The following is a 20,554-nucleotide window of genomic DNA, read 5'->3' as shown; positions in this document are numbered from 1 at the left end:
GGGGCGGGCCGTGGCCGGGCCAGGTCCGACGGGCACGTACGGTTGAACGCGTCAGCAATCACCCCCGCCACGCTGGAACCGTATGAACGTCACCCGAGGCTTCACCGGACGCGCCCGCGTCGACAATCCGGGACTGCCGCCCGGTCAGTACGACGCCGGCGACGACTGGCCCGTCCTGTCCGCCGAGGTCACGCCCGAGCTGGCGCCCGCCGACTGGACCTTCCGCGTCGACGGGCTGGTGGAACGACCGCGCACCTGGGACTGGGACGAGGCCCACGCGCTGCCGGCCTCCGCCTACGAGGGCGACATCCACTGCGTGACGAGCTGGTCGAAGTTCGGCGTCCGGTTCGGGGGCGTGTCGTTGGACGCGTTCCTGGATGTGGTGGGGCCCTATGGGTCCGCCACACATGTCGTCGCCTACTCCCACACCGGGTACACCACGAACCTCCCGCTCGCCGACCTCACCGGGGGGCGGGCCTGGATCGCCTGGGAGTACGACGGGAAGCCGCTGCCCGCCGAGCACGGCGGGCCGGCCCGGCTGCTGGTGCCCCACCTGTACTTCTGGAAGAGCGCCAAGTGGATCGCCGGACTGCGCCTCCTCGACCACGACGAGCCGGGTTTCTGGGAACAGAACGGCTACCACGCGCGCGGCAACCCGTGGGAGGAGCAGCGGTACTCCGGTGACTGAGACGACCACTTCCCACACGTCCCGCCCGTCCCCCGCGTCGCCCGCTTCCCCCGCCTTCGTGCCGCCGAGCCGTTTCGCCGTGCCCGGACGGATCGCCGTGAGCAACCAGGCCGCCGCGGTGTGGCAGACCGCCACGCTCACCGAGATCCGCCGCGAGACCCCGCACGCGTCCACGTTCCGCTTCGCCGTGCCCACCTGGGCGGGGCATCTGCCCGGCCAGCACCTGCTGCTGCGGCTGACCGCCGCGGACGGCTATGCGGCCCAGCGCCACTACTCGATCGCGTCCGCACCCGAGGACTCGGGCCACATCGAGCTGACCCTCGACCATGTCGAGGACGGCGAGGTCTCCGGCTGGTTCCACTCGGTGGCCGAGCCCGGGGACGAGGTCGAGCTGCGCGGCCCGCTGAGCGGCTTCTTCGCCTGGCCCGGAGACCGGCCCGCACTGCTGATCGGCGCCGGCTCCGGAGTCGTACCGCTGATGTCGATGGTGCGGCACCACCGCTCGCGCGGCCTGTCCGTGCCGTTGCGGATGCTGGTGTCGGCTCGCAGCCCAGAGGACCTCATCTACGCGAGGGAGCTGGGTGCGGAGACGACGCCGGTGTTCACGCGGAGCGCGCCGCCGGGGGTGCCGGCGGGACGTATGTCGGCCGCACATGTGGCGCCTCTCCTGGCCGAGCAGCCTCCTGGTGGGTGGGAGGCCTATGTGTGCGGGTCCAACGCCTTCGCCGAGCACGCCTCACGGCTCCTTGTCGAGGCTGGTCAGCCCGTGGACCACATCCGGATCGAACGTTTCGGCTGACGGGCGCGGGTGTGGGCGTCCCAGGTGAGGGACGCGAGTGTGGGCTCCCCCGTGGCCGCGTGGCCGGTTTCCCCGCTCTCCGCCCCGCCCGGCGTTTCGCCGTGTCCCGGCTGGGCACTCCGGACCGGCGGCGCGTGGGCGGGCCGCTGCTGAACCTTGCCGACGGAGGGATACTGGATCCGTGTGGGCACTCGCGGGTGTGCGCGGTGCGGAGGTCGATATGCGAACCCGGGCGCGCGGCTGGCGCTGGCGACGCAATCCGTTGCGGCGCCGGTCGGACACGGTGGAGGCCTGGACGGTACTGGCCGTCTCGGTCCTGCTCCTCTTGGGCGCGCCGCTGGCCGGAGCGGTCGCGGGCTGGTGGGCCCATGACGAGGCGCGCGCGGTCGCCGTGGCACAGCGTGCCGAACGTCATCAGGTACGCGCGGAGGTCATCGGCAAGACACCCGACTCGCTTCCCTCGGTGAGCGCCCGGGAACACACGTACCGGGTGACCGTGCGCTGGACCGAGCCCGGGAGCGGGACCCGGACGGCGACGGCACGGGTCCCGGCGGGCACGCACCGCGGGGAGACCGTCAGTGTGTGGTTCGACTCCCGCGGCCGGAGCGTCTCACCGCCGCCGAACGAGACCGCGGTCTGGCAGCACACCCTGGCCATCGGCGGGTGCGCCGCGGGTGGCGCGATCGCCCTCGTGCTCTTCGGCCACTCCGTGGTCCGCGGCGCGGCCGCCCGGCGCAGGATGGCCGAGTGGGAAAGGGACTGGACCCTGACCGAGCCGCAGTGGACACACCGCAAGGCCTGACCCCCGATCGACCAGGACCGGTGCCCGGGACCTCTCGCTCCCCCAGGGGTAAAGATCTGGCGATACGTCCTGCCACGCACGTACGGTGTGATCATCCGCACTCACTCTTCACCCAAGGCGGTTCCATGGCCCTGTTCGACCTTCCCCTCGACGAACTCCGGGAGTACCGCAGCGCGTCGACCGCGCCCTCGGACTTCGACACGTTCTGGTCCAAGACGCTCGACGAGGCCCGTTCGCACGATCTGGACGCCCGCTTCGAGTTCGTTGACACGGGGCTGTCCACGGTGAAGGTGTACGACGTGACGTTCGCCGGGTTCGGCGGCCACCCGGTGAAGGGCTGGTTCACGATCCCCGCCGAGGTCTCCGCGCCGGTTCCGTTGGTCGTGGAGTTCGTCGGGTACGGCGGCGGGCGCGGGCTGCCGCACGAGCACCTGTTGTGGGCGTCGACGGGCCGGGCGCACTTCGTGATGGACACCCGCGGCCAGGGCAGCGCCTGGGGCGGCGGTGGCGGCACCCCGGACCCGGTGGGCGGGGCGCCCGCCTACCCCGGTTTCATGACCCGGGGCATCGACGCCCCCGAGAACTACTACTACCGCCGGGTGTTCACGGACGGGGTGCGGGCGGTGGAGGCGGCTCGTTCGCATCCGCTGGCGGACCCCGCGCGCACGGTCGTCCTCGGCGCCAGCCAGGGCGGCGGCATCTCGATCGCGGTGGGCGGCCTGGTTCCGGGTCTGGCGGCGGTCGCGCCGGACGTGCCGTTCCTCTGCGACTACCCGCGCGCGGCGACGCTGACGGACCGTCACCCCTACCGTGAGATCGGCCTGTACCTCAAGACGCACCGCGGCCACACCGAGGAGGCCCTGCGCACCCTCTCCTACTTCGACGCCGTGCACTTCGCGGAGCGCGCCACCGCCCCGGCGCTGTTCTCGGCGGCCCTGGAGGACCAGACCTGCCCGCCCTCCACCGTCTTCGCGGCCTTCAACGCCTGGGCGCACGACGAGAAGGAGATCGAGGTGTACGACTTCAACGACCACGAGGGCGGCGGCCCCTACCAGGAGGCGACCAAGGTGCGCTGGCTGCGGTCGTTCGCCTGAGACCTTCCCTCCAGTCCGACCACGGGTGCGTGAGGGTCAGGGCAGCCGACGGGCCACGACCATCCGGACCCGTGGGCTGCCGTCCCTTCGCTGCCCGAACTCGGGTAGCGGCTGGAGCTCGGCCCCGAAGCCCGCACGCTCCAACTCCCGTCGTACGTCGCCCATCCGGAAGGCCCGGTAGTACATGACGAACGGCGGCCGCCACACCGTGTTGCGCACCCGCATCACCGCGTCGAAGGCCAGCAGCATCCAGTAGGCGCGGGAGGCGGGGCGCGGCGGGGCGACGACGGGGAAGGCGAAGGCCCCGCCCGGCCGGAGCACCGAGTGGACCTGCGCGAACAGGCCCGGCAGTTCGCGCGGCAGGAAGTGTCCGAACGCCCCGAAGCTCACGACGAGATCGAAGGCGGACCCGAAGGGCAGCGCGCGGGCGTCCGCGCGCACCCAGGAGACTCGCGGACCGGCGGGCCGTACCCGTTCCCGGGCCACCGCGAGCATGCCGGCGCTGAAGTCGACACCGGTCACCCCGCGTCGGCACACCCGTGTCAGCACGTCGACCCCGGCGCCGGTCCCGCAGCACAGGTCGAGCCCTGTGTCGAAGGGGCCTGTGCGGCGCAGCGCCGACGCGACGGCGTCGAGCACCGAGTCGGGGGTGCGGAACGGGGTGTGGTCGAACTTGGGGGCGAGCAGGTCGTAGCCGCGCTCGACGGACGACAGGGCCTGCACGGCGAGTTCGCGCAGTCGGGGGCCTTCGGGGCTGAACATCCGCGTCAGCTTAGGGGAGCGCGCTGCCCGAGGATCGTGAGAACGCGCTCGGCGTCCCGCCTGCGTGGCGTCGTCCGGGTCTTCGAGGACTTCCGCTATGTGCGGGAGCTGAGCGGCGCGGACGGCCGTGACCACGCGTTGGTCTTCACGGCAAAGGTGGACGAGCGCGAGATCGACGGCTGCGACTTCATCCACCTCGACGAGGACGGGCTGATCGACGAGTTCACAGTCAAGGTCCGACCGCTGTCGGGCACCCAGGCCCTGTCCGCGGCCATGGGCGCCCAGTTCGAGCAGATCACCAAGGAGGCGCAGGCGCGGCTCGGCTGAGCGTCCGCGCCGTCGCCGGACGCCACAGGAGAGTCAGGGTGATCGCCCCCGGTGCGGGCGATCACCCAACTGCCGTTTTCTGGCGGCTTGTTGTACCTCGTCGAGTGGCCTGTCGGCGCCCATTGAGCGCCAACTCACAGACGTGACCGCGAACCGCGTGCTACATTGTGGCTAGCACTTGTGTACGCCCGTTGCCTGGGCGCCGGTGCCAGTTCTCTTCAGACAGTCGGACGGCCCGCCGATTCACCGGTCGGCACATCGACTTCCTCACATCACCTCGTCGAGGGCTCCACTGCCGTACCCGAGGTGTTGTTCCCGCCGCCGAGGCGTGTTCTCGCTCCGCCTCCCTCGCGGTTTCGCCCCTTCCTTCCTTCGCATGCCTCATGCACTTCCGTCCGTGAAAGGACCACCCCTCATGACCACCACACTCGAACACCCTCCTGTACAACAGCTCCCGGCCCGGGTCGCCACCGGCGTCCTCGACGTCGACGCGAACGGGAAGGGGCACCTGCGGTCCCCGGACCTGCTGCCCTCGCCCTCCGACCTCCAGGTTCCTCCCCAGCTGATCCGCCGGTACTGCCTGCGCAAGGGCGACCTCGTCGACGGCGTACGCGGCGCCCAGCGCACCCTGACCGAGGTCGCCCGGGTCAACGGGCGAGTGCCCGACGAGCAGCGGGGCCGCCGCCACTTCCGTGACCTGACTCCCCTGCACCCCCGCGAGCGGCTTCGCCTCGAACACCCGGCGGCCGGCCTGACCGGCCGCGTCGCCGACCTGCTCGCCCCCGTCGGCAAGGGCCAGCGCGGACTCATCGTGGCCCCGCCCAAGACCGGCAAGACGGTCCTGCTGCAGCAGATCGCGGCCGCCGTCGCCGGCAACCACCCCGAGGCCCGGCTGATGGTGGTGCTGCTCGACGAACGTCCCGAGGAAGTCACCGACATGCGGCGCTCCGTGCGCGGCGAGGTGTACGCCTCGACCTTCGACAAGGCACCCAAGCAGCACATCGCCCTCGCCGAGCTCGTGATCGAGCGGGCCAAGCGGCTCGTCGAGGCGGGCGAGGACGTCGTCATCCTCCTCGACTCCCTCACCCGGCTGTGCCGGGCCCACAACAACGCGGCCGCCGCCGGTGGCCGCACCCTCAGCGGCGGCGTCGACGCGACCGCGCTGATCGGTCCCAAGCGGTTCTTCGGCGCGGCCCGGCTGGCCGAGGAGGGCGGCTCCCTCACCATCCTCGCCACCGCCCTGGTGGAGACCGGCTCCCGCGCCGACGACTTCTACTTCGAGGAGCTCAAGAGCACCGGCAACATGGAGCTGCGCCTCAGCCGCGAACTCGCCTCCCGCCGTGTCTTCCCGGCCCTCGACATCAACCCGTCCGGCACCCGCCGCGAGGAACTCCTCCTGCCCCCGGCCGAGTTGGCGACCGTGCAGGGCCTGCGCCGCGCCCTGCAGACCCGGGACGGCCAGACCAACCTGGAGACCCTGCTGGAGCGGATGCGCGAGACCCCGGACAACGCGACGTTCCTGCGCAGGATCCAGCCGACCCTGCCGACCGGCTGACCGCTTCCCGTTCCCGACGCGCCCCGTTCCCGTCCCGCCCCCGTTCCGTACGCGCCCGTTCCGTACGCTCCGCGGTCGACCGGCGTCGGCCCGACACCGGCCCGACGCCGACCACCCGACAGTGACTCGGCGTCGACCGGGCATGCGGCATCCGGGTGCTCGCCGACCCCTCTCGGCCTGGGCAGCGCCAGGTTCGGCCGGTCCGTTCCTACGTTGGCAGTATGACGATCGGATTTACCTCCCGGACGGTGGTGTCCGCCTGCGCGATCTGCGTGGCGGGCCTGCTCGCAGTCGCGCCGGCTGCCGTGGCCGCTCGCGGCAGGGCGGGTCCCGATGCACCGGGCGGCCCGCACGCCGCCGCCCCACAGCCCGCCCTGCTGTACCGCTCCGGCATCCACGCCCGGACCCGCACCGGAGCCCCGGAGGTGCCGAACGTCTCCGCGCTGGCGTGGCTGGTGGCCGACGCCCGGACCGGCGACGTGCTCGCCGCGCACAACGCGCACCGCGGGCTGCCGCCCGCCAGCACCCTGAAGACCCTCTTCGCCCTCACCGTGCTGCCGTCCCTCCCGCGCGGACTCCGGCACACGGTCCGCGCGCGGGAGCTGGCCGAGATCGGGGCCGGCAGCAGCCTGGTCGGCCTTCGCGCGGGGCGCACCTACCAGGTCCTGGACCTGTGGCGCGGGGTCTTCCTCAACTCGGGCAACGACGCCGTGCACGTGCTGGCCGAACTGAGCGGCGGCTGGCGTTCCACGGCCGCTCGGATGCAGGCCAGGGCACGCGCCCTCGGCGCCCGTGACACGCGTGTGGTGTCGCCCGACGGGTACGACACACCGGGCCAGGTGTCCTCGGCGTACGACCTCGCCGTCTTCGGCCGGGCCGGGCTGCGCAATCCGGAGTTCGCGTGGTACTGCGGCACGGTCGCGGCCCGTTTCCCGGGCGGCGGCGGATGGTCGTACCCGATCCGCAACACCAACCGGCTGCTGAGCGGCGCGAACGGGGTGCGGCCCTATCCAGGGCTCATCGGCGTCAAGAACGGCTACACCAGCCACGCCGGCAACACACTCGTCGCCGCAGCCCGCCGAGACGGGCGCACGCTGGTCGTGACGGTACTGAACCCTCAGTCGGGCGGGCGCTTCGCCGTGTACGAGGAGACCCGGGCACTGCTCGACTGGGGCTTCGCCGCCGCCGGAAGGGTCGACCCGGTGGGATCGCTCGACGCGCTCCGGGCGCGGCCTCGTCCCGCAGCGGGCGCGCCGGCCGCGGCGGTCCTGCCCGTCGCTGCGCCGCCGGCCGCTGTGCCGTCGGCCGAGGAGGACAGGCACGGCTGGCCGGACACGGGCGCGATCGTGGGTGCCGCCGCGCTCGGCGCCGGTGCGGTCGCGCTGGCGCTGCGGCTCGGGTCCGGCCGTGCGGGGCGGAGCTGACCGACCGGGAGCCACAGCAGCAGTCCGAGCGTGATCCACGTGTAGGCGTTGCCGCCGAGAAATCCGTCGACGCCGGACGCGTCGTCGACCCACAGCCAGACCACGCTGGTGCACAGCACGGCGTACAGGGCGCCCGCGACCCGCGGGTGCCCGGCGCGGACCAGGACCACGAAGGACGGCAGCAGCCAGACCAGGTGATGCACCCAGGTGATCGGGCTGACCAGGCACGCGGTGAGGCCGGTGAGCGCGAACGCTGTCGGCCACTCCCCCGCCGCCACCGCCCGCCGACTCCGGATCGCCCACACGCACAGGACCAGCAGCACCGACGCCGCCCACACCGCGCGGTCCGGTTCGCCGAGCCGGGCCAGGATCCCTTGCAGGGACTGGTTGGAGACGTAGTCCAGGCGGCCCACCCGGGTCGTGTCCCACATCGCCTCGGTCCAGTAGTGGCGGGAGGCGTCCGGGGCGACCCAGGCGGCGAACGCGGTCGCTCCGGCGGCGACGGCCGTGGCGCGGGCCGCTCCCCGCCGTCGGCCGGCGAGCAGCAGCAGGACGATGAAGAGCGCGGGCGTCAGCTTGATCGCGGCGGCGAGACCGATCCCGGCCCCGGCCCGCCGTCCCCGGCCGATGGCCAGTAGCCGGGCGTCGCTCAGCACGAGGGCCAGCAGCAGGAGGTTGACCTGGCCGAAGCTGATGGTGTCGCGCAGTGGTTCGAAGAGCGCGAGCAGACAGGCGCCCAGGGCGCAGCCGTACCAGCCGTAGCGCCGCCAGGCGGGTCCGGTGAGGATGCGCAGCACCACGGCCAGGGCCGCCAGGTTGAGCAGCAGGGCTACGGCGATCGCCGTGTGCAGGCCGAGCAGCGCCATCGGCGCCATGGCCACGGCGGCGAACGGCGGATAGGTGAAGCCGTACGGCGTCCCCGGCACCCGGTAGTCGTAGATCCGGCCCCCGTGGTGGATCCAGTGGTCGACGGCCCCGTGGTAGACGCGCAGGTCGAACCAGTCGCGCAGCAGCGGGACGGTCGCGGTGAACACGGTCACGGTGGTGGCGAGTGCGAGCAGGATCAGCAGCCGATTGCGGTCGGTGCGGGGCGGTGTCATGCCGTACGCCCCGGCGCCAGTTCCGCCTGGTGGGCCTGCCACAGGACGACCACGGCGAGCAGTCCGCCGCAGACCGCGAGGACCAGCTGCCCGGTGTCGGCCGGGCCGCCGCTGGGCAGGGCGGCGAGAGCGAGCACCCCCGTCACGGCGGCCACCCGGTGCCGTACCGAGGAACTGGGTGCGGCGGCGGCGATGAGGAACAGCCCCCACAGGGCGTACCAGGGGCGGATCGCGGGCCCGAATACGGCCACGGCCGCCAGGCTGAGACCCAGCGCGTACACAGGCCGAGGACGCAGCCGCAGCCATATGACGAGGACCGAGACCACGGCGGCCACCATGCCGAAGGCGTGCCAGGCGGGGACGGCCAGGGGTGCCAGGTCGCTGCCGAGTCGTTCCAGCAGTGCCGCCGTGGCGCGACCGAGCAGGCTGGTCAGGGCCCAGTTCTGCGAGGAGACGGGGGTGTCGAGGGCGCGCACCCAGCCGTAGCCCGTGCCGGCGAGAGCGGTCGCGGCGACCGTGGTGACCACCGCCGCGACCGCGGTCGTGGCGAGGGCCCTCGTCCGGCCGACGCCCGCACGTACCTGCAGGACGACTACCGCGGCGAGCCCGAGCGCGGCGGGTGCCTTGACCAGCGCGGCGAGGGTGACGAGTACGGCGCCCAGCACCGGCCACCGGCCCAGTGCCGCGACCAGGCCGAAGCCGAGCAGGCCGAGCATGATGGCGTCGTTGTGGGCGCCGGCCACCAGATGCAGCAGGACCAACGGGTTGAGGGCGCCGAGCCAGAGCGCGGCGGCCGGGTCGGCGCCGCTGTGCCGGGCGAGCCGGGGCAGCGCGGCCGCCATCAGCCCGACGCCGAGCAGTGCGACGAGCCGCATCCCGAAGAGGCCGGCCGGGAGCTCACCCCGGGTCAGCCCGGACAGGGCGGAGGCCACCCCGAGGAAGACCGGGCCGTACGGGGCTCCGGTGTGCCGCCACAGCGGGGAGACCTCGGCGGCGAGCGGACCGCCGAGCCGGGCGGGCCCGTGCGCGTAGACGTCCATGTGCGCGTCGACCATGGCGCCCTGCGCGAGGTAGCTGTACACGTCCCGGCTGAACAGCGGCGGCGCGAGCAGCAGGGGCGCCGCCCAGATCACCAGGACCGTCATCAGGGCGCGCGGGCCGGGCGGCTCGGGTCCCCGGATCAACCGCCCCAGCAGGACCCAGGCCGCGATCAGCAGGACGACGCCGAAGTACGCGCCGACCAGGCCCAGCGCGGCGTGCGCCGAGGAGGGGGCGAGCAGCTCCCGCGCGGGCAACGCTCCCGCGCTCTCACCTCCCGCCGCGAGGAAGGCGGTTCCGACCAGGCCGAGTATCTGGCAGCGGCGGAGATCGACGGGAAAGGCCATGGGCGACACCCGGGAAGCGTGTCAACGTCGGGTGGCCGGAAAGCGACCTGCCGATCTCCGGGCGGGGGCCTGAGTGTGACTGGCACGTGAGGCGCCGATGAGTTCCGCGCGCCGGGCCGGTCTCACTGTTGTCCGACCGCGACGCGGACCCTGCCGGAGGCGACGCGGACCCCGCTGGAAAGAGGATGTGGTTCCCGTGCCGAGCAGCACCGGATACGCCAAGGTCAACGGCCTGGAGATGTACTACGAGCGGCACGGCGTCGAGGACGGGACGAAGCGTCCCTTGGTGCTGCTGCACGGCGGTGTCCTCACCGTGGATCTCACGTTCGCGGCGCTACTGCCCACGCTGGCCGATTCCCGGCCCGTCGTGGCTCCCGAGTTGCAGGGCCACGGACACACCGCCGACATCGACCGCGAGATCACGGTGCCGCTCCTGGCCTCGGACGTGGTGGCGCTGCTGGACGAACTCGGCATCCCGCAGGCCGACCTCTTCGGGTTCAGTCTGGGAGAACTGACCGCGCTGGAGGTCGCCGCGCGGCATCCGGAACGTGTCGGACATCTGGTGCTCGCGGCCACCCAGTACTCCCAGGACGGCTACCACGACGAGGTCCGCACCCCCGACTACACCTCCCCGAGGCTGCCGAGCCAGGACGACTTCCAGGAGATGGCCGACGCCTACGCGGCGACCGCCCCGCATCCCGAGCGCTTCCAGGACCTCCTCGCCAAGTGCACGGGCGCCGCTCACGCCCCGCTGCCCTGGACGGCCGACGACCTGCGGGCGCTGTCCTCGCCCACGCTGCTGGTGGTCGGCGACACCGACTTCGTACGGGTGGAGCACGCCGCCGAGATGCAGCGGCTGATTCCCGGGGCGCGGCTGGCGGTGCTGCCCGCGACGACCCATATGGACCTGATGCGGCGCACCGCCCTGCTGCTGCCGCTGCTGGACGAGTTCCTGGACTGAACGCCTGCGCACAACGCCTGTTCACGGCGCCGGCTCAGAACACCGACACCCCCGTCAGCGTCGTGAAGCGATCCAGGGCGGCGACGCCGGCCACCGAGTTGCCACGCTCGTCCAGCCCCGGGCTCCACACGCACAGCGTGCAGCGGCCCGGGACGACCGCGATGATGCCACCGCCCACACCGCTCTTGCCGGGCAGGCCGACACGGTAGGCGAAGTCGCCGGCCGCGTCGTACGTCCCGCAGGTCAGCATCACCGCGTTGACCTGCTTGGACTGGCTCTGGGTGAGCAGTCGGCCACCGTCGGCGCGGATGCCGTGGCGGGCCAGGAACGTGGTGGCCAGAGCGAGGTCGGCACAGGACGCGGTGATCGAGCACTGCCGGAAGTACTGGTCGAGCAGGACCGGGATCGGGTTGCCGATGTTGCCGTAGGCCGCCATGAAATGGGCCAGTGCCGCGTTGCGGTCGCCGTGCGCGGACTCGGAGGCGGCGACCTCCTGGTCGAAGTCCAGGGCGGGGTTGCCGGACTCCGAGCGCAGGAAGGCCAGCAGTTCGCCTGCCGCGTCCGCGGTACGGGTGTGGAGCCGGTCGGTGACGACGAGGGCGCCCGCGTTGATGAACGGGTTGCGCGGGATGCCGTTCTCGTACTCCAGCTGGACCAGGGAGTTGAAGGGATTGCCGGAGGGTTCGCGGCCCACGTGTTCCCAGAGTTCGTCGCCCTCGCGGGCCAGGACGAGCGCGAGGGTGAAGACCTTGGTGAGGGACTGCGTGGAGAACGGTTCCCGCCAGTCCCCCACCCCGTACACCGTGCCGTCCAGCTCCGCCACGGCCATGCCGAAGCTGCGCGGGTCGCGGGCCGCGAGCGCCGGGATGTAGTCGGCGGGGCTCCCGCGGCCGGGGGTTCGTTCGATCTCGGCGGCGATGCGCTCCAGGACCGGCTGGAAGGTCATGGACGAAGTCATGATCGCCATTGTGCCTCCGGGCCGGTCCTGGTGCTCGTCCCCGGGCTCAGGCCTGCGGTGCGCCACTGCCCGCGAGGATCTCCGGGCGCAGCAGGTCGGTGAGGGTCGCGGCGGGCAACAGCCCCTTCTCCAGGACGAGTTCGGCGACTCCGCGACCGCTGTTCAGCGCCTCCTTGGCGATGTCGGTGGCGGCGGTGTAACCGATGTGCGGGTTGAGGGCGGTCACCAGGCCGATGGAGTTCTCCACGCTCGCCCGCAGCGCCTCGGTGTTGGCGGTGATGCCGTCCACGCAGCGTTCGGCGAGGGTGAGGCAGGCGGCGCGCAGGTGGGTGATGGACTCCGACAGGGAGTGCAGGATGATCGGCTCGAAGGCGTTGAGCTGGAGCTGTCCGGCCTCGGCGGCCATCGTGATGGTGACGTCGTTGCCGATCACCTCGAAGGCGACCTGGTTGACGACCTCGGGGATCACCGGGTTGACCTTGCCGGGCATGATCGACGAACCGGCCTGCACGGGCGGCAGGTTGATCTCGCCGAGTCCCGCGCGGGGTCCTGACGACAGCAGGCGCAGGTCGTTGCAGCTCTTGGAGAGCTTGACGGCGATCCGCTTGAGCACGCCGGACATCTGGACGAACGCGCCGCAGTCCTGGGTGGCTTCGACCAGGTTGGCCGCGGTGACCAGCTGGAGTCCGGTGATCGCGGAGAGGTGGCGGCGGGCCGACTCGGCGTATCCGGCGGGGGCGTTGAGCCCCGTCCCGATCGCCGTGGCGCCCAGGTTGATCTCATGGATCAGCTCGACGGCCTCGGCGAGACGGCTGCGGTCCTCGTCGGTCATGACGGCGTACGCGGAGAACTCCTGACCGAGCGTCATCGGCACCGCGTCCTGCAGCTGTGTGCGGCCCATCTTGAGCACGTCGTGGAACTCGACGGCCTTACGGGCGAACGCGTCCTGCAGTACGGACATCGCCTCGAGCAGGCCACGTACCGCGAAGACCGTCGCGATCTTGACGGCGGTCGGGTAGACGTCGTTGGTCGACTGGCCGAGGTTGACGTCCTCGTTGGGGTGCAGGTGGTGGTACTCGCCCTTGGCGTGGCCGAGCAGCTCCAACGCCCGGTTGGCGACGACCTCGTTGGCGTTCATGTTGGTCGAGGTGCCGGCGCCGCCCTGGACGACGTCGACGACGAACTGGTCGTGCAGCTTGCCGTCGCGGATCTCGCGGCATGCCTCCACGATGGCGGCGGCCTTCCTCGCGTCCAGAAGCCCCAGCTCCAGGTTGGCCAGGGCGGCGGCCTCCTTGACGGCGGCGAGGGCGTCGATCAGGTGCGGGTAGGCGGAGATCGGGGTGCCGGTGATGGGGAAGTTCTCGGTGGCGCGCAGGGTGTGGATGCCCCAGTACGCCTCGGCGGGGACGTGACGGTCGCCGAGCAGGTCGTGTTCGTTGCGGGTGGCTGCGGCGGTCATGGCTGAGCGGGCCCTTCTCTCGGACGAAGCTGTACGCGGAGTCAGACGGGGCTGTGCGTGACGGAGGGGATGACCGGATCGAGCGCACGGACCGGGCGGACCCGGCCGACGGGACGGCCGCCGCCGAGCAGCGGCTGGCCAGCGAACTCGGTGAGCGCCGCCGGGTCGACGCCGGCTCGGGCGAGGGCGGCCGCGGTGACCGGGACGCGGGCCCGGTCGGCGCCGTCGGCGATCTTCACGGCGACGGACCGGCCGTCCGGGAGGGCGGCGACCTGCACGCCCTCGAAGCCGTCCTTGGTGAGCAGGCCGGGTACGGCCCGCATCAGGGCGGCGACGTCCCGGCCGGAGCCGGACGCCATCTCGGCGTGCTCCCGCGTCGCGTCGGCCACCCGCGCCTCCGGGGTGCCGGGGGCGGCGGTGGTGATACGGGCGGCGGCCCGTGCCAGGCCGTGCAGGGAGACGGAGAACAGGGGCGCGCCGCAGCCGTCGACGGTCACCTGGGCGATGTGCTGTGCGGTGAGGTCCTCGACGATCTCGGCGATGGCCTGCTGGAGCGGGTGCCCGGGGTCGAGGTAGTCGTCCAGGGACCAGCCGTTGAGCTTGCAGACGTACAGCATGGCCGAGTGCTTGCCGGAGCAGTTCTGGGCGAGCCGGGAGGGCAGTCGGCCCGCCCGGATCCAGTCGTCGCGGACGACCGGGTCGAAGGGCAGGTCGCGCACGTTGCGCAGATCGGCCTCGCAGAGCCCGGCCAGCTCCAGGATGTGCCGGCTGCCGGCGAGGTGACGTTCCTCGCCGGAGTGGCTGGCGGCGGCGAGCGAGAGCAGTTCGCCGTCGAGCGGGAGCCCGGCCCGGACCAGGGCGACGGCCTGGACCGGTTTGAGGGCCGAGCGCGGGTAGAAGGCGGCCTCTATGTCGCCGAGTTGGAACCGGACCCCGCCGTCGGCGTCGAGGACGACGACGGAGCCGTAGTGGATGCCCTCGACGACCCCGCCGCGTATCAGGTGGGCGACGGGAGCGTGGAGGGGCTCGCGGATCAGGGGTGCGTCCGCGACGGAACTGCTGTACATCACTGCCTGCTTCTCAGGGAGCGACGCGTGGGTCACGCGCCGGTTCCGGTTGTGGACGTTCGTGCGACCCGGCGCCGGACGGCGAACCATCCGACGACGAGGGCCCCGACGATCAGCGGCAGACACAGCACGGTGGTGCGTCCGGCGCCGCCGTCGGCGTACATGAGGACCAGGACGGAGGCGAGGAACGCCAGCGTCACGAGTTCGGTCCAGGGGGATCCCGGCAGTCGGTAGCCGGGGCGGGAGAGTTCGCCCTTCTGGGTCTTCTGCCAGAACACCAGGTGGCAGACCATGATCATGCCCCAGGTGGAGAGGATGCCGATCGCCGCGAAGTTCAGCACGATCTCGAAGGCGTCGGCGGGGACGACGAAGTTGAGGCCGACGCCGAGGACGCAGATGCCGCTGGTGAGCAGGATGCCGCCGTACGGGACCTGGCTGCGGCTCATCACGCCCGTGAACTTGGGGGCCGAGCCCGACATCGCCATGGAGCGCAGGATGCGGCCGGTGGAGTACAGGCCGGAGTTGAGCGAGGACATGGCCGCGGTGAGCACGACGAGGTTCATCACGCCGCCGGCCGCCGGGATGCCGATGTTGGACAGCACGGTCACGAAGGGGCTCTCACCGGACGTGTACTTGTTCCACGGCAGCAGCATCGACAGCAGGACGACCGAGCCGACGTAGAAGACGCCCACGCGCCACATGATCGAGTTGATCGCCTTCGGCATGATCTTCTCGGGGTTCTCGGTCTCACCGGCGGTGACGCCGACCAGCTCGACGGAGGCGTAGGCGAAGACGACGCCCTGGATGATCAGCAGCATGGGCAGCAGGCCGTTGGGGAAGACGCCGCCGTTGTCGGTGATCAGGGCCGGGCCGGGGTTGGTGCCGTCCACCGGGTGCTGGGTGACCAGCAGGAAGATGCCGATACACATGAAGATCACGAGGGCGCTGACCTTGACGATGGCGAACCAGAACTCCAGTTCGCCGAAGATCTTCACCGAGATCAGGTTCACCGTGAGGACCACGGCCAGGGCTATCAGCGCGATCACCCACTGCGGGATGTCGGAGAACATGCCCCAGTAGTGGGTGTAGGTGGCCACCGCGGTGATGTCGGCGATGCCGGTGGTCGCCCAGTTCAGGAAGTACATCCAGCCCGCGGTGTAGGCGCCCTTCTCGCCCAGGAACTCCCGGGCGTACGACACGAAGGCGCCGGACGAGGGCCGGTACAGGACGAGTTCGCCGAGGGCGCGGACGACCAGGAAGGCGAAGATCCCGCAGACCGCGTAGGCGATGAACAGGGAGGGGCCGGCGTCGGCGAGGCGGCCGCCGGCACCGAGGAAGAGTCCGGTGCCGATGGCGCCACCGATGGCGATCATGTTGACGTGCCGGGACTTCAGGGACTTGCTGTAGCCCGCGTCTCCGGCGTCGACGTGCGCGGTCTGTTTGCGGGTCGCCTCTTGGAGGTGTTGCTCGCTCACGCCTCGGGTCCGCCTTCCAGGGGGGTGTCCGCGCGCTGGGGGCGCACGATGTCGGTGAGGGTGGTCTCGACGCGGTCGAGATGGTGGGCCATGGCGTCCACCGCGTCGGTCTCGGAACCGTCCATCAGCGCCTCGACGATCGCCCGGTGCTCGCGGTTGGACTGCTCGCGACGGCCGCCCAGTTCGTTGAGGAACGCCGACTGGCGGGCCAGGGCGTCTCGGATCTCCTCGATGACCCGGCGGAAGACCGGGTTCTGGGCGGCCTCGGCCACTCCGAGGTGGAACAGCGTGTCCATCGCGACCCAGGCCGTGGTGTCGGTCTCCCCCTCCATCCGGGCCAGGAGGTGGGCCAGGTGGTCGAGGTTCTCCGGGGTGCGCCGGCGCGCCGCGTACCCGGCGACCGGGATCTCCACGTGACGGCGCACCTCCAGCAGGTCGCTGGCCGCGTAGTCGCCGAAGGTGGGGTCTTCGACGGCGTTGGCGAGGACGAAGGTGCCCTTGCCGGTCTTGGACACGGTCAGCCCCATGGTCTGCAGGGCCCGGAGAGCCTCGCGCAGCACGGGCCGGGAGACCTCGAGGGTGCGGCACAGCTCCGCCTCGGAGGGGAGCTTGTCGCCGATCGCGTACTCGCCGCGCTCGATGGCGGCACGCAGGTGCCCGAGCACCGCTTCCATGGCACTGACGCGCCGCGGACCCTGACTGGCTGTCTGGCTGTCTGACAGGTTCACGGGAGTGATACTCCGGGTGGCGTGAGGTCCCTGTCAAGGTGTCCGAAAGAAGATTTTCATGGGGTGCGAGGCCTGAATGCGCGCTCACACCCCACCGCGCACGAGGACGGTCAGCTGCTCATCCCGCCCGTGGCCAGCAGTCCGAACAGCAGCACGCCGACGATGATCCGGTAGACCACGAAGGCGTTGAAGGAGTGCTTGGCCACGAACTTCAACAGCCAGGCGATCGACGCGTACGCGACGACGAAGGAGACGACGGTCCCGACCGCGAGCGGGGCGGCGCCCGCCCCGGTCCCCAGCGCGTCCTTGAGTTCGTACAGACCGGCGCCGGTCAGGGCGGGGATGCCGAGGAAGAACGAGAGCCGGGTGGCGGCCACCCGGTCGAGGTCGAGGATCAGCGCGGTGGACATGGTGGCGCCGGAGCGGGAGAAGCCGGGGAAGAGCAGGGCGAGGATCTGGGAGCCGCCGACCAGCATCGCGTCCTTGAAGGAGGTGTCGTCCTCGCCGCGCTTGTGGCGGCCCATCTGGTCCGCCGCCCACATCACGCCGCTGCCGACGATCAGCGAGCCGGCCACCACCCACAGCGAGGCGAGCGGTCCCTCGATCAGCGGCTTGGCCGCCAGACCGACGACGACGATCGGGATCGTGGCGTAGATGACCCACCAGGCGAACTTGTAGTCGTGGTGGTAGCGCTCCTCCCGGTTGGCCAGCCCGCGACCCCAGGCGGAGACGATCCGCACGATGTCCTTGAAGAAGTACACGAGCACGGCGGCGATCGCTCCGACCTGGATGACGGCCGAGAACCCTACGACGGCGTCATCGTCCACGGGGATCCCCATCAGCCCCTCGACGATCTTCAGATGGCCGGTGGAGGAGACGGGCAGGAACTCGGTCACCCCCTCGACTGCTCCGAGGACGACGGCCTGACCGACGCTGATGACGCTCATGGGATCCAGTTCTTCTCGGGGAGGGCCAGTGCGGCGGGGACAGTCTTACTACACGCGGACGAGAGACCGGCCCCGTGCCCGCGCCGCCGAACCCCTACGCCCACACCGCCTGCGCCAGGCTCACTCCCACGAAGGCCGCGCCCAGACCCGCGACCACGCTCGCGACCACGTTGGCGGCGGCGTAGAACCCGGCTCCCGTCTCGGTCAGGCGCAGGGTCTCGTACGAGAAGGTCGAGTACGTCGTCAGCGCCCCGCACAGGCCGGTGCCCAGGAGCAGTTGAAGGTGGGAACCGGCGGCTCCGGCGGCCGCGGCGCCGGTCAGCAGGCCGAGGATCAGACAGCCGGTGACGTTGACCGCGAAGGTGCCCCAGGGGAAGACCGAGTCGTGCCGGGACTGCACCGCCCGGTCGGTGAGGTACCGGAGCGGGGCGCCGACCATGGCGCCCACGACGACGAGCAGCCAGTTCACAACGACTTCTTACCTTTCGCGCCCGGTTTGCCCTGTTCGTCCTTCCGGTCGGTGTACCGGATGACCTCGCAGTCGTCGAGCGTCACCAGGCCCTCGGTGACGAGTTCGTCGAGCTGCGGCAGGAACGCCCGTACGCGCTCCTCGTCATCGACGATCACCACGGCCACCGGCAGGTCCTCGCTCAGGGAGAGCAGGCGCGAGGTGTGGATCAGGGCGGAGGCGCCGAAGCCCTCGACACCCCGGAAGACACTGGCGCCCGCGAGTCCCGCCGCGTGGGCCCGGTGCACGATCTCGCTGTACAGGGGCTTGTGGTGCCAGGTGTCGTGCTCGCCGACGAAGACGGTCACGCGCAGGGCACGGCCGGTCAGCCTCGTCATGACCGCCTCCGGTTCAGGACGCGGCGGGTGGCCGCGACCGCGAGCCACACCGCTGTGAGCGCCGCGAGCAGGGTCGCGGCGAGGTAGGCCAGCCCGGTGCGGGGGTGGCCGGAGTCGACCAGTTTCTGGATGTCGACGGTGTACGTCGAGAAGGTGGTGAAGCCGCCGAGGACACCGGTGCCGAAGAAGGGGCGGACCAGGCGGTGGGCGGCCCACACGTCGGTGATGACCACCATGAACACGCCGATCACGGCGCATCCGGCCACGTTGGTCCAGAAGGTCGCCCAGGGGAAACCGCCGTGCTCGGCGGGCCACGCCAGGGTGAGCGCGTACCGGGCCGTGGCACCGAGGGCGCCGCCCAGCGCGACCACCGCGAGGACGGGGGCCTGGCCACGCCGGTCGGGGCCCCGTGGGGTGCGTGCGGGGGCGGGATGGCTCTCGGTCTCCGGGGCTGTCATGGTCGTGCGTCTCCTACTCGCCGGGGCCCGGGCAGCCGGGCGCGCGCCTTCGCAAGTAGGGACCGTTGGCGGCAGCCTGCCGCGGTTCGGGTACGGCGGGCCCCACCGCCGCGCCGCGAGGGTGATCGCGGCCGGTCAACAGGGTAACCCCGGGCCCGGCCGGGGTCATTTCGTGGCCGGTGCCTCGCAGACCGCGACGCCGCGCTCCCACAGGCTGCCCAGGACCAGGTGGTCGCCGCTCTCGCAGACGCTCGTGACCATGCGGAAGCCGGAATGACGTCGGGTGAGGTGGTGGACCACCCGGCCGTCGTCGTCGACCGCCAGGACCCCGATCGTGCCGGTGGGGCGGAACGGGGCGCGGACGGCCAGGCGTGCGGCGGCCCGGCGGACGGGTGGACCGGCGCGGTGCAGGCTCTCCAGCGGGGGGACGCGGGATCCGGCGAGCGACACCCAGACGGGTCCCTTGGGCCCGGCCCGCCAGATGTTGTCGGGCATCCCCGGAAGGTCGTCCGCGAAGGTCTCGCCGTGTCCCGCGCGCGGTCCGGTGAGCCAGTACCGGGTCAGCCGGCAGGCGCCCGTCTCGGCGACGACCAGGAAGGACTCGTCGCCGCTCGCCGCCAGCCCGTTGGCGAACTGGAGCCCCTCCAGAAGGACTTCGGGCGTGTCACTGCCGGGGGCGAGGCGCAGCAGGCGGCCGGTGCCGGTGTGCTCGACGATGTCGCCGATCCACTGCTCCAGGGGGTAGCGGCGGCTGGAGACGGTGAAGTAGACGCTGCCGTCGGACAGGGCGACCGCGTTGCTGCAGAACCGCAGCGGCTCCCCCGCGACCGAGTCGGCGAGGACTCGTACGCCTCCGTCGGCGAGGTCGATCCGCAGCAGCCCGCGTTCGGCGTCGCACACCAGCAGGGAGCCGTCCGGGTGGAGTTCGAGGCCGAGCGGCCTGCCGCCGGTCTCGGCGAGCACCTCGACGCGGGGTGCGGCGGGCCCCGTCAGCCCGTCCAGACGCAGGATGCGCCCGTCCTCCACCCCGGTGAGGACACGTCCGCGGGCGTCGGCCACCACGTCCTCGGGGCCGCGTCCGCCGATCGCGACGTAGCGGCGGGGGACGAGAGCTGCGAGCCGGACCATCTGCGCTTCTCCTCGCTGTCGGAGACGGCTGGTCGAGTTGCTGTCTGAGGGGGCCGGTCGAGTGTTGCTGTCGGAGACGGCTGGTCGAGCGGGTACCCGTGCCGGGGCGCTGTCTACCAGCCCTTCTCGAACATGCGCGCCACTTCGGCGATCCGCATCTCGTCGCGCCGGTAGTGGGTGCGGCGCCGGACTCTTCGGGTGCGCAGCAGGCCGATGTCCGCGAGGAGGCCGAGGTGCGTCTCGGCGACCGAGCGACTCACGCCGAGTTTGCGGGCGACGGCGTCCGCGGTGACACCGTCCTCGACCAGGTCTCCGTGCCGCTGCGGCGGGAAGTGTGCGGTGGGGTCCTTCAGCCATTCGAGGATGTGCAGGCGCTTCTCGCCGACGGGAGTCCTCAGCATCTTGTTCCCTCCGTCCGAGCCTCCGCGTACCGCGTCTTCCCACTGTCCCGCAGCGCAAGCCGCCCTGTCCGGCGACCGGGCAAGCTTGTCCGGTACCTAACTCCCTTGCGGCACAGGTCCGTTCGGCAGGCGCAGTCGGCTCGTACGCGAAAAACCCCCGTCGCCCGCGGCTCGTGTGCTCGCACGGGCG

The 20,554-nt window shown here is 71.8% G+C and carries 20 protein-coding genes and 2 pseudogenes; 8 read left to right on the top strand and 14 right to left on the bottom strand.

All coding sequences use genetic code 11. The features are described from left to right. Positions 1-82: 82 nt before the first annotated feature. From OHA64_RS44575 to OHA64_RS44560, 4 genes are all read left to right on the top strand, one after another. On the top strand, positions 83-688 hold the full coding sequence (locus tag OHA64_RS44575; protein ID WP_405622929.1) for a sulfite oxidase-like oxidoreductase: 606 nt from the start codon (positions 83-85) through the stop codon (positions 686-688). A gap of 79 nt (positions 689-767) precedes the next feature. After that, positions 768-1,487, top strand: a complete 720-nt coding sequence (locus tag OHA64_RS44570; RefSeq protein WP_405624374.1) for a ferredoxin reductase — start codon at positions 768-770, stop codon at positions 1,485-1,487. A gap of 220 nt (positions 1,488-1,707) precedes the next feature. Beyond that, positions 1,708-2,289 carry a hypothetical protein gene (locus OHA64_RS44565; RefSeq protein ID WP_405624373.1) on the top strand — a complete coding sequence of 194 codons (582 nt, stop codon included), beginning with the start codon at positions 1,708-1,710 and terminating at the stop codon, positions 2,287-2,289. Between the two features lie 125 nt (positions 2,290-2,414). Beyond that, on the top strand, positions 2,415-3,383 hold the full coding sequence (locus OHA64_RS44560; RefSeq protein WP_405622928.1) for an acetylxylan esterase: 969 nt from the start codon (positions 2,415-2,417) through the stop codon (positions 3,381-3,383). Between the two features lie 36 nt (positions 3,384-3,419). Here the strand turns inward: OHA64_RS44560 and OHA64_RS44555 are convergent, their stop codons facing one another. Then, on the bottom strand, positions 3,420-4,145 hold the full coding sequence (locus tag OHA64_RS44555) for a class I SAM-dependent methyltransferase (RefSeq protein ID WP_405622927.1): 726 nt from the start codon (positions 4,143-4,145) through the stop codon (positions 3,420-3,422). Between the two features lie 48 nt (positions 4,146-4,193). On the opposite strand from OHA64_RS44555, the pseudogene OHA64_RS44550 reads away from it, so the two are divergent. The 3 genes and pseudogenes from OHA64_RS44550 to OHA64_RS44540 all read left to right on the top strand — a co-directional run. Continuing rightward, a pseudogene (locus OHA64_RS44550) lies at positions 4,194-4,472 on the top strand (nuclear transport factor 2 family protein); the annotation flags it as partial. Positions 4,473-4,887: 415 nt separating this feature from the next. Beyond that, the gene (gene rho, locus OHA64_RS44545) at positions 4,888-6,027 is read left to right on the top strand and encodes a transcription termination factor Rho (protein ID WP_405622926.1); all 1,140 of its coding nucleotides are present in this window, start codon (positions 4,888-4,890) and stop codon (positions 6,025-6,027) included. Positions 6,028-6,248: 221 nt separating this feature from the next. Next, positions 6,249-7,133 (top strand): annotated as a pseudogene (locus OHA64_RS44540) (D-alanyl-D-alanine carboxypeptidase family protein); the annotation flags it as partial. A gap of 11 nt (positions 7,134-7,144) precedes the next feature. Here OHA64_RS44540 and OHA64_RS44535 read toward each other — a convergent pair. Both OHA64_RS44535 and mptB read right to left on the bottom strand, forming a co-directional pair. Further along, on the bottom strand, positions 7,145-8,551 hold the full coding sequence (locus OHA64_RS44535) for a glycosyltransferase 87 family protein (protein WP_405622925.1): 1,407 nt from the start codon (positions 8,549-8,551) through the stop codon (positions 7,145-7,147). Then, positions 8,548-9,936: a polyprenol phosphomannose-dependent alpha 1,6 mannosyltransferase MptB gene (gene mptB / locus OHA64_RS44530; protein ID WP_405622924.1), complete on the bottom strand. Its 1,389-nt coding sequence runs from the start codon at positions 9,934-9,936 to the stop codon at positions 8,548-8,550. The genes OHA64_RS44535 and mptB overlap by 4 nt, the downstream gene beginning before the upstream one ends. 196 nt (positions 9,937-10,132) lie before the next feature. Between mptB and OHA64_RS44525 the strand changes: the two genes are divergently transcribed. After that, the gene (locus tag OHA64_RS44525) at positions 10,133-10,897 is read left to right on the top strand and encodes an alpha/beta fold hydrolase (protein ID WP_405622923.1); all 765 of its coding nucleotides are present in this window, start codon (positions 10,133-10,135) and stop codon (positions 10,895-10,897) included. A gap of 34 nt (positions 10,898-10,931) precedes the next feature. On the opposite strand, the gene OHA64_RS44520 is transcribed toward OHA64_RS44525, so the two are convergent. From OHA64_RS44520 to OHA64_RS44470, 11 genes are all read right to left on the bottom strand, one after another. Continuing rightward, entirely contained in the window at positions 10,932-11,864 is a 933-nt protein-coding gene (locus OHA64_RS44520) for a glutaminase (RefSeq protein WP_405622922.1), read from the bottom strand. Positions 11,865-11,901: 37 nt separating this feature from the next. Then, positions 11,902-13,314 (bottom strand): aspartate ammonia-lyase, encoded by a 1,413-nt coding sequence (gene aspA, locus OHA64_RS44515; RefSeq protein ID WP_405622921.1) that lies wholly within the window; start codon positions 13,312-13,314, stop codon positions 11,902-11,904. 41 nt (positions 13,315-13,355) lie between these two features. Next, positions 13,356-14,381, bottom strand: a complete 1,026-nt coding sequence (locus OHA64_RS44510; RefSeq protein WP_405622920.1) for an asparaginase — start codon at positions 14,379-14,381, stop codon at positions 13,356-13,358. 32 nt (positions 14,382-14,413) lie between these two features. Continuing rightward, positions 14,414-15,856 carry an amino acid permease gene (locus tag OHA64_RS44505; protein WP_405622918.1) on the bottom strand — a complete coding sequence of 481 codons (1,443 nt, stop codon included), beginning with the start codon at positions 15,854-15,856 and terminating at the stop codon, positions 14,414-14,416. Next, positions 15,853-16,530: a FadR/GntR family transcriptional regulator gene (locus tag OHA64_RS44500; protein WP_405624371.1), complete on the bottom strand. Its 678-nt coding sequence runs from the start codon at positions 16,528-16,530 to the stop codon at positions 15,853-15,855. The genes OHA64_RS44505 and OHA64_RS44500 overlap by 4 nt, the downstream gene beginning before the upstream one ends. A gap of 164 nt (positions 16,531-16,694) precedes the next feature. Beyond that, positions 16,695-17,531, bottom strand: coding sequence for an undecaprenyl-diphosphate phosphatase (locus tag OHA64_RS44495; protein ID WP_405622917.1), 837 nt, complete (start codon positions 17,529-17,531; stop codon positions 16,695-16,697). Positions 17,532-17,625: 94 nt separating this feature from the next. Beyond that, on the bottom strand, positions 17,626-18,000 hold the full coding sequence (gene crcB, locus OHA64_RS44490; protein WP_405622916.1) for a fluoride efflux transporter CrcB: 375 nt from the start codon (positions 17,998-18,000) through the stop codon (positions 17,626-17,628). Further along, complete coding sequence (locus OHA64_RS44485) at positions 17,997-18,377, bottom strand: DUF190 domain-containing protein (protein WP_405622915.1); 381 nt, start codon at positions 18,375-18,377, stop codon at positions 17,997-17,999. Before OHA64_RS44485 ends, crcB (OHA64_RS44490) begins: the two co-directional genes overlap by 4 nt. Beyond that, the gene (gene crcB, locus OHA64_RS44480) at positions 18,374-18,835 is read right to left on the bottom strand and encodes a fluoride efflux transporter CrcB (RefSeq protein ID WP_405622914.1); all 462 of its coding nucleotides are present in this window, start codon (positions 18,833-18,835) and stop codon (positions 18,374-18,376) included. The genes OHA64_RS44485 and crcB (OHA64_RS44480) overlap by 4 nt, the downstream gene beginning before the upstream one ends. A gap of 165 nt (positions 18,836-19,000) precedes the next feature. Next, complete coding sequence (locus OHA64_RS44475) at positions 19,001-19,963, bottom strand: SMP-30/gluconolactonase/LRE family protein (protein WP_405622913.1); 963 nt, start codon at positions 19,961-19,963, stop codon at positions 19,001-19,003. A 113-nt stretch (positions 19,964-20,076) separates the two neighbouring features. Then, a complete protein-coding gene (locus tag OHA64_RS44470; RefSeq protein WP_405622912.1) occupies positions 20,077-20,364 on the bottom strand; it encodes an ArsR family transcriptional regulator in 288 nt (95 codons plus the stop codon). Between the last annotated feature and the right edge of the window lie 190 nt (positions 20,365-20,554).

It is taken from the genome of Streptomyces sp. NBC_00076 (assembly GCF_045041235.1).
Taxonomy (GTDB): Bacteria; Actinomycetota; Actinomycetes; order Streptomycetales; family Streptomycetaceae; genus Streptomyces.
Note: the sequence above shows the minus strand (reverse complement) of the source record. Positions and strands in the feature narration are given on the sequence as shown.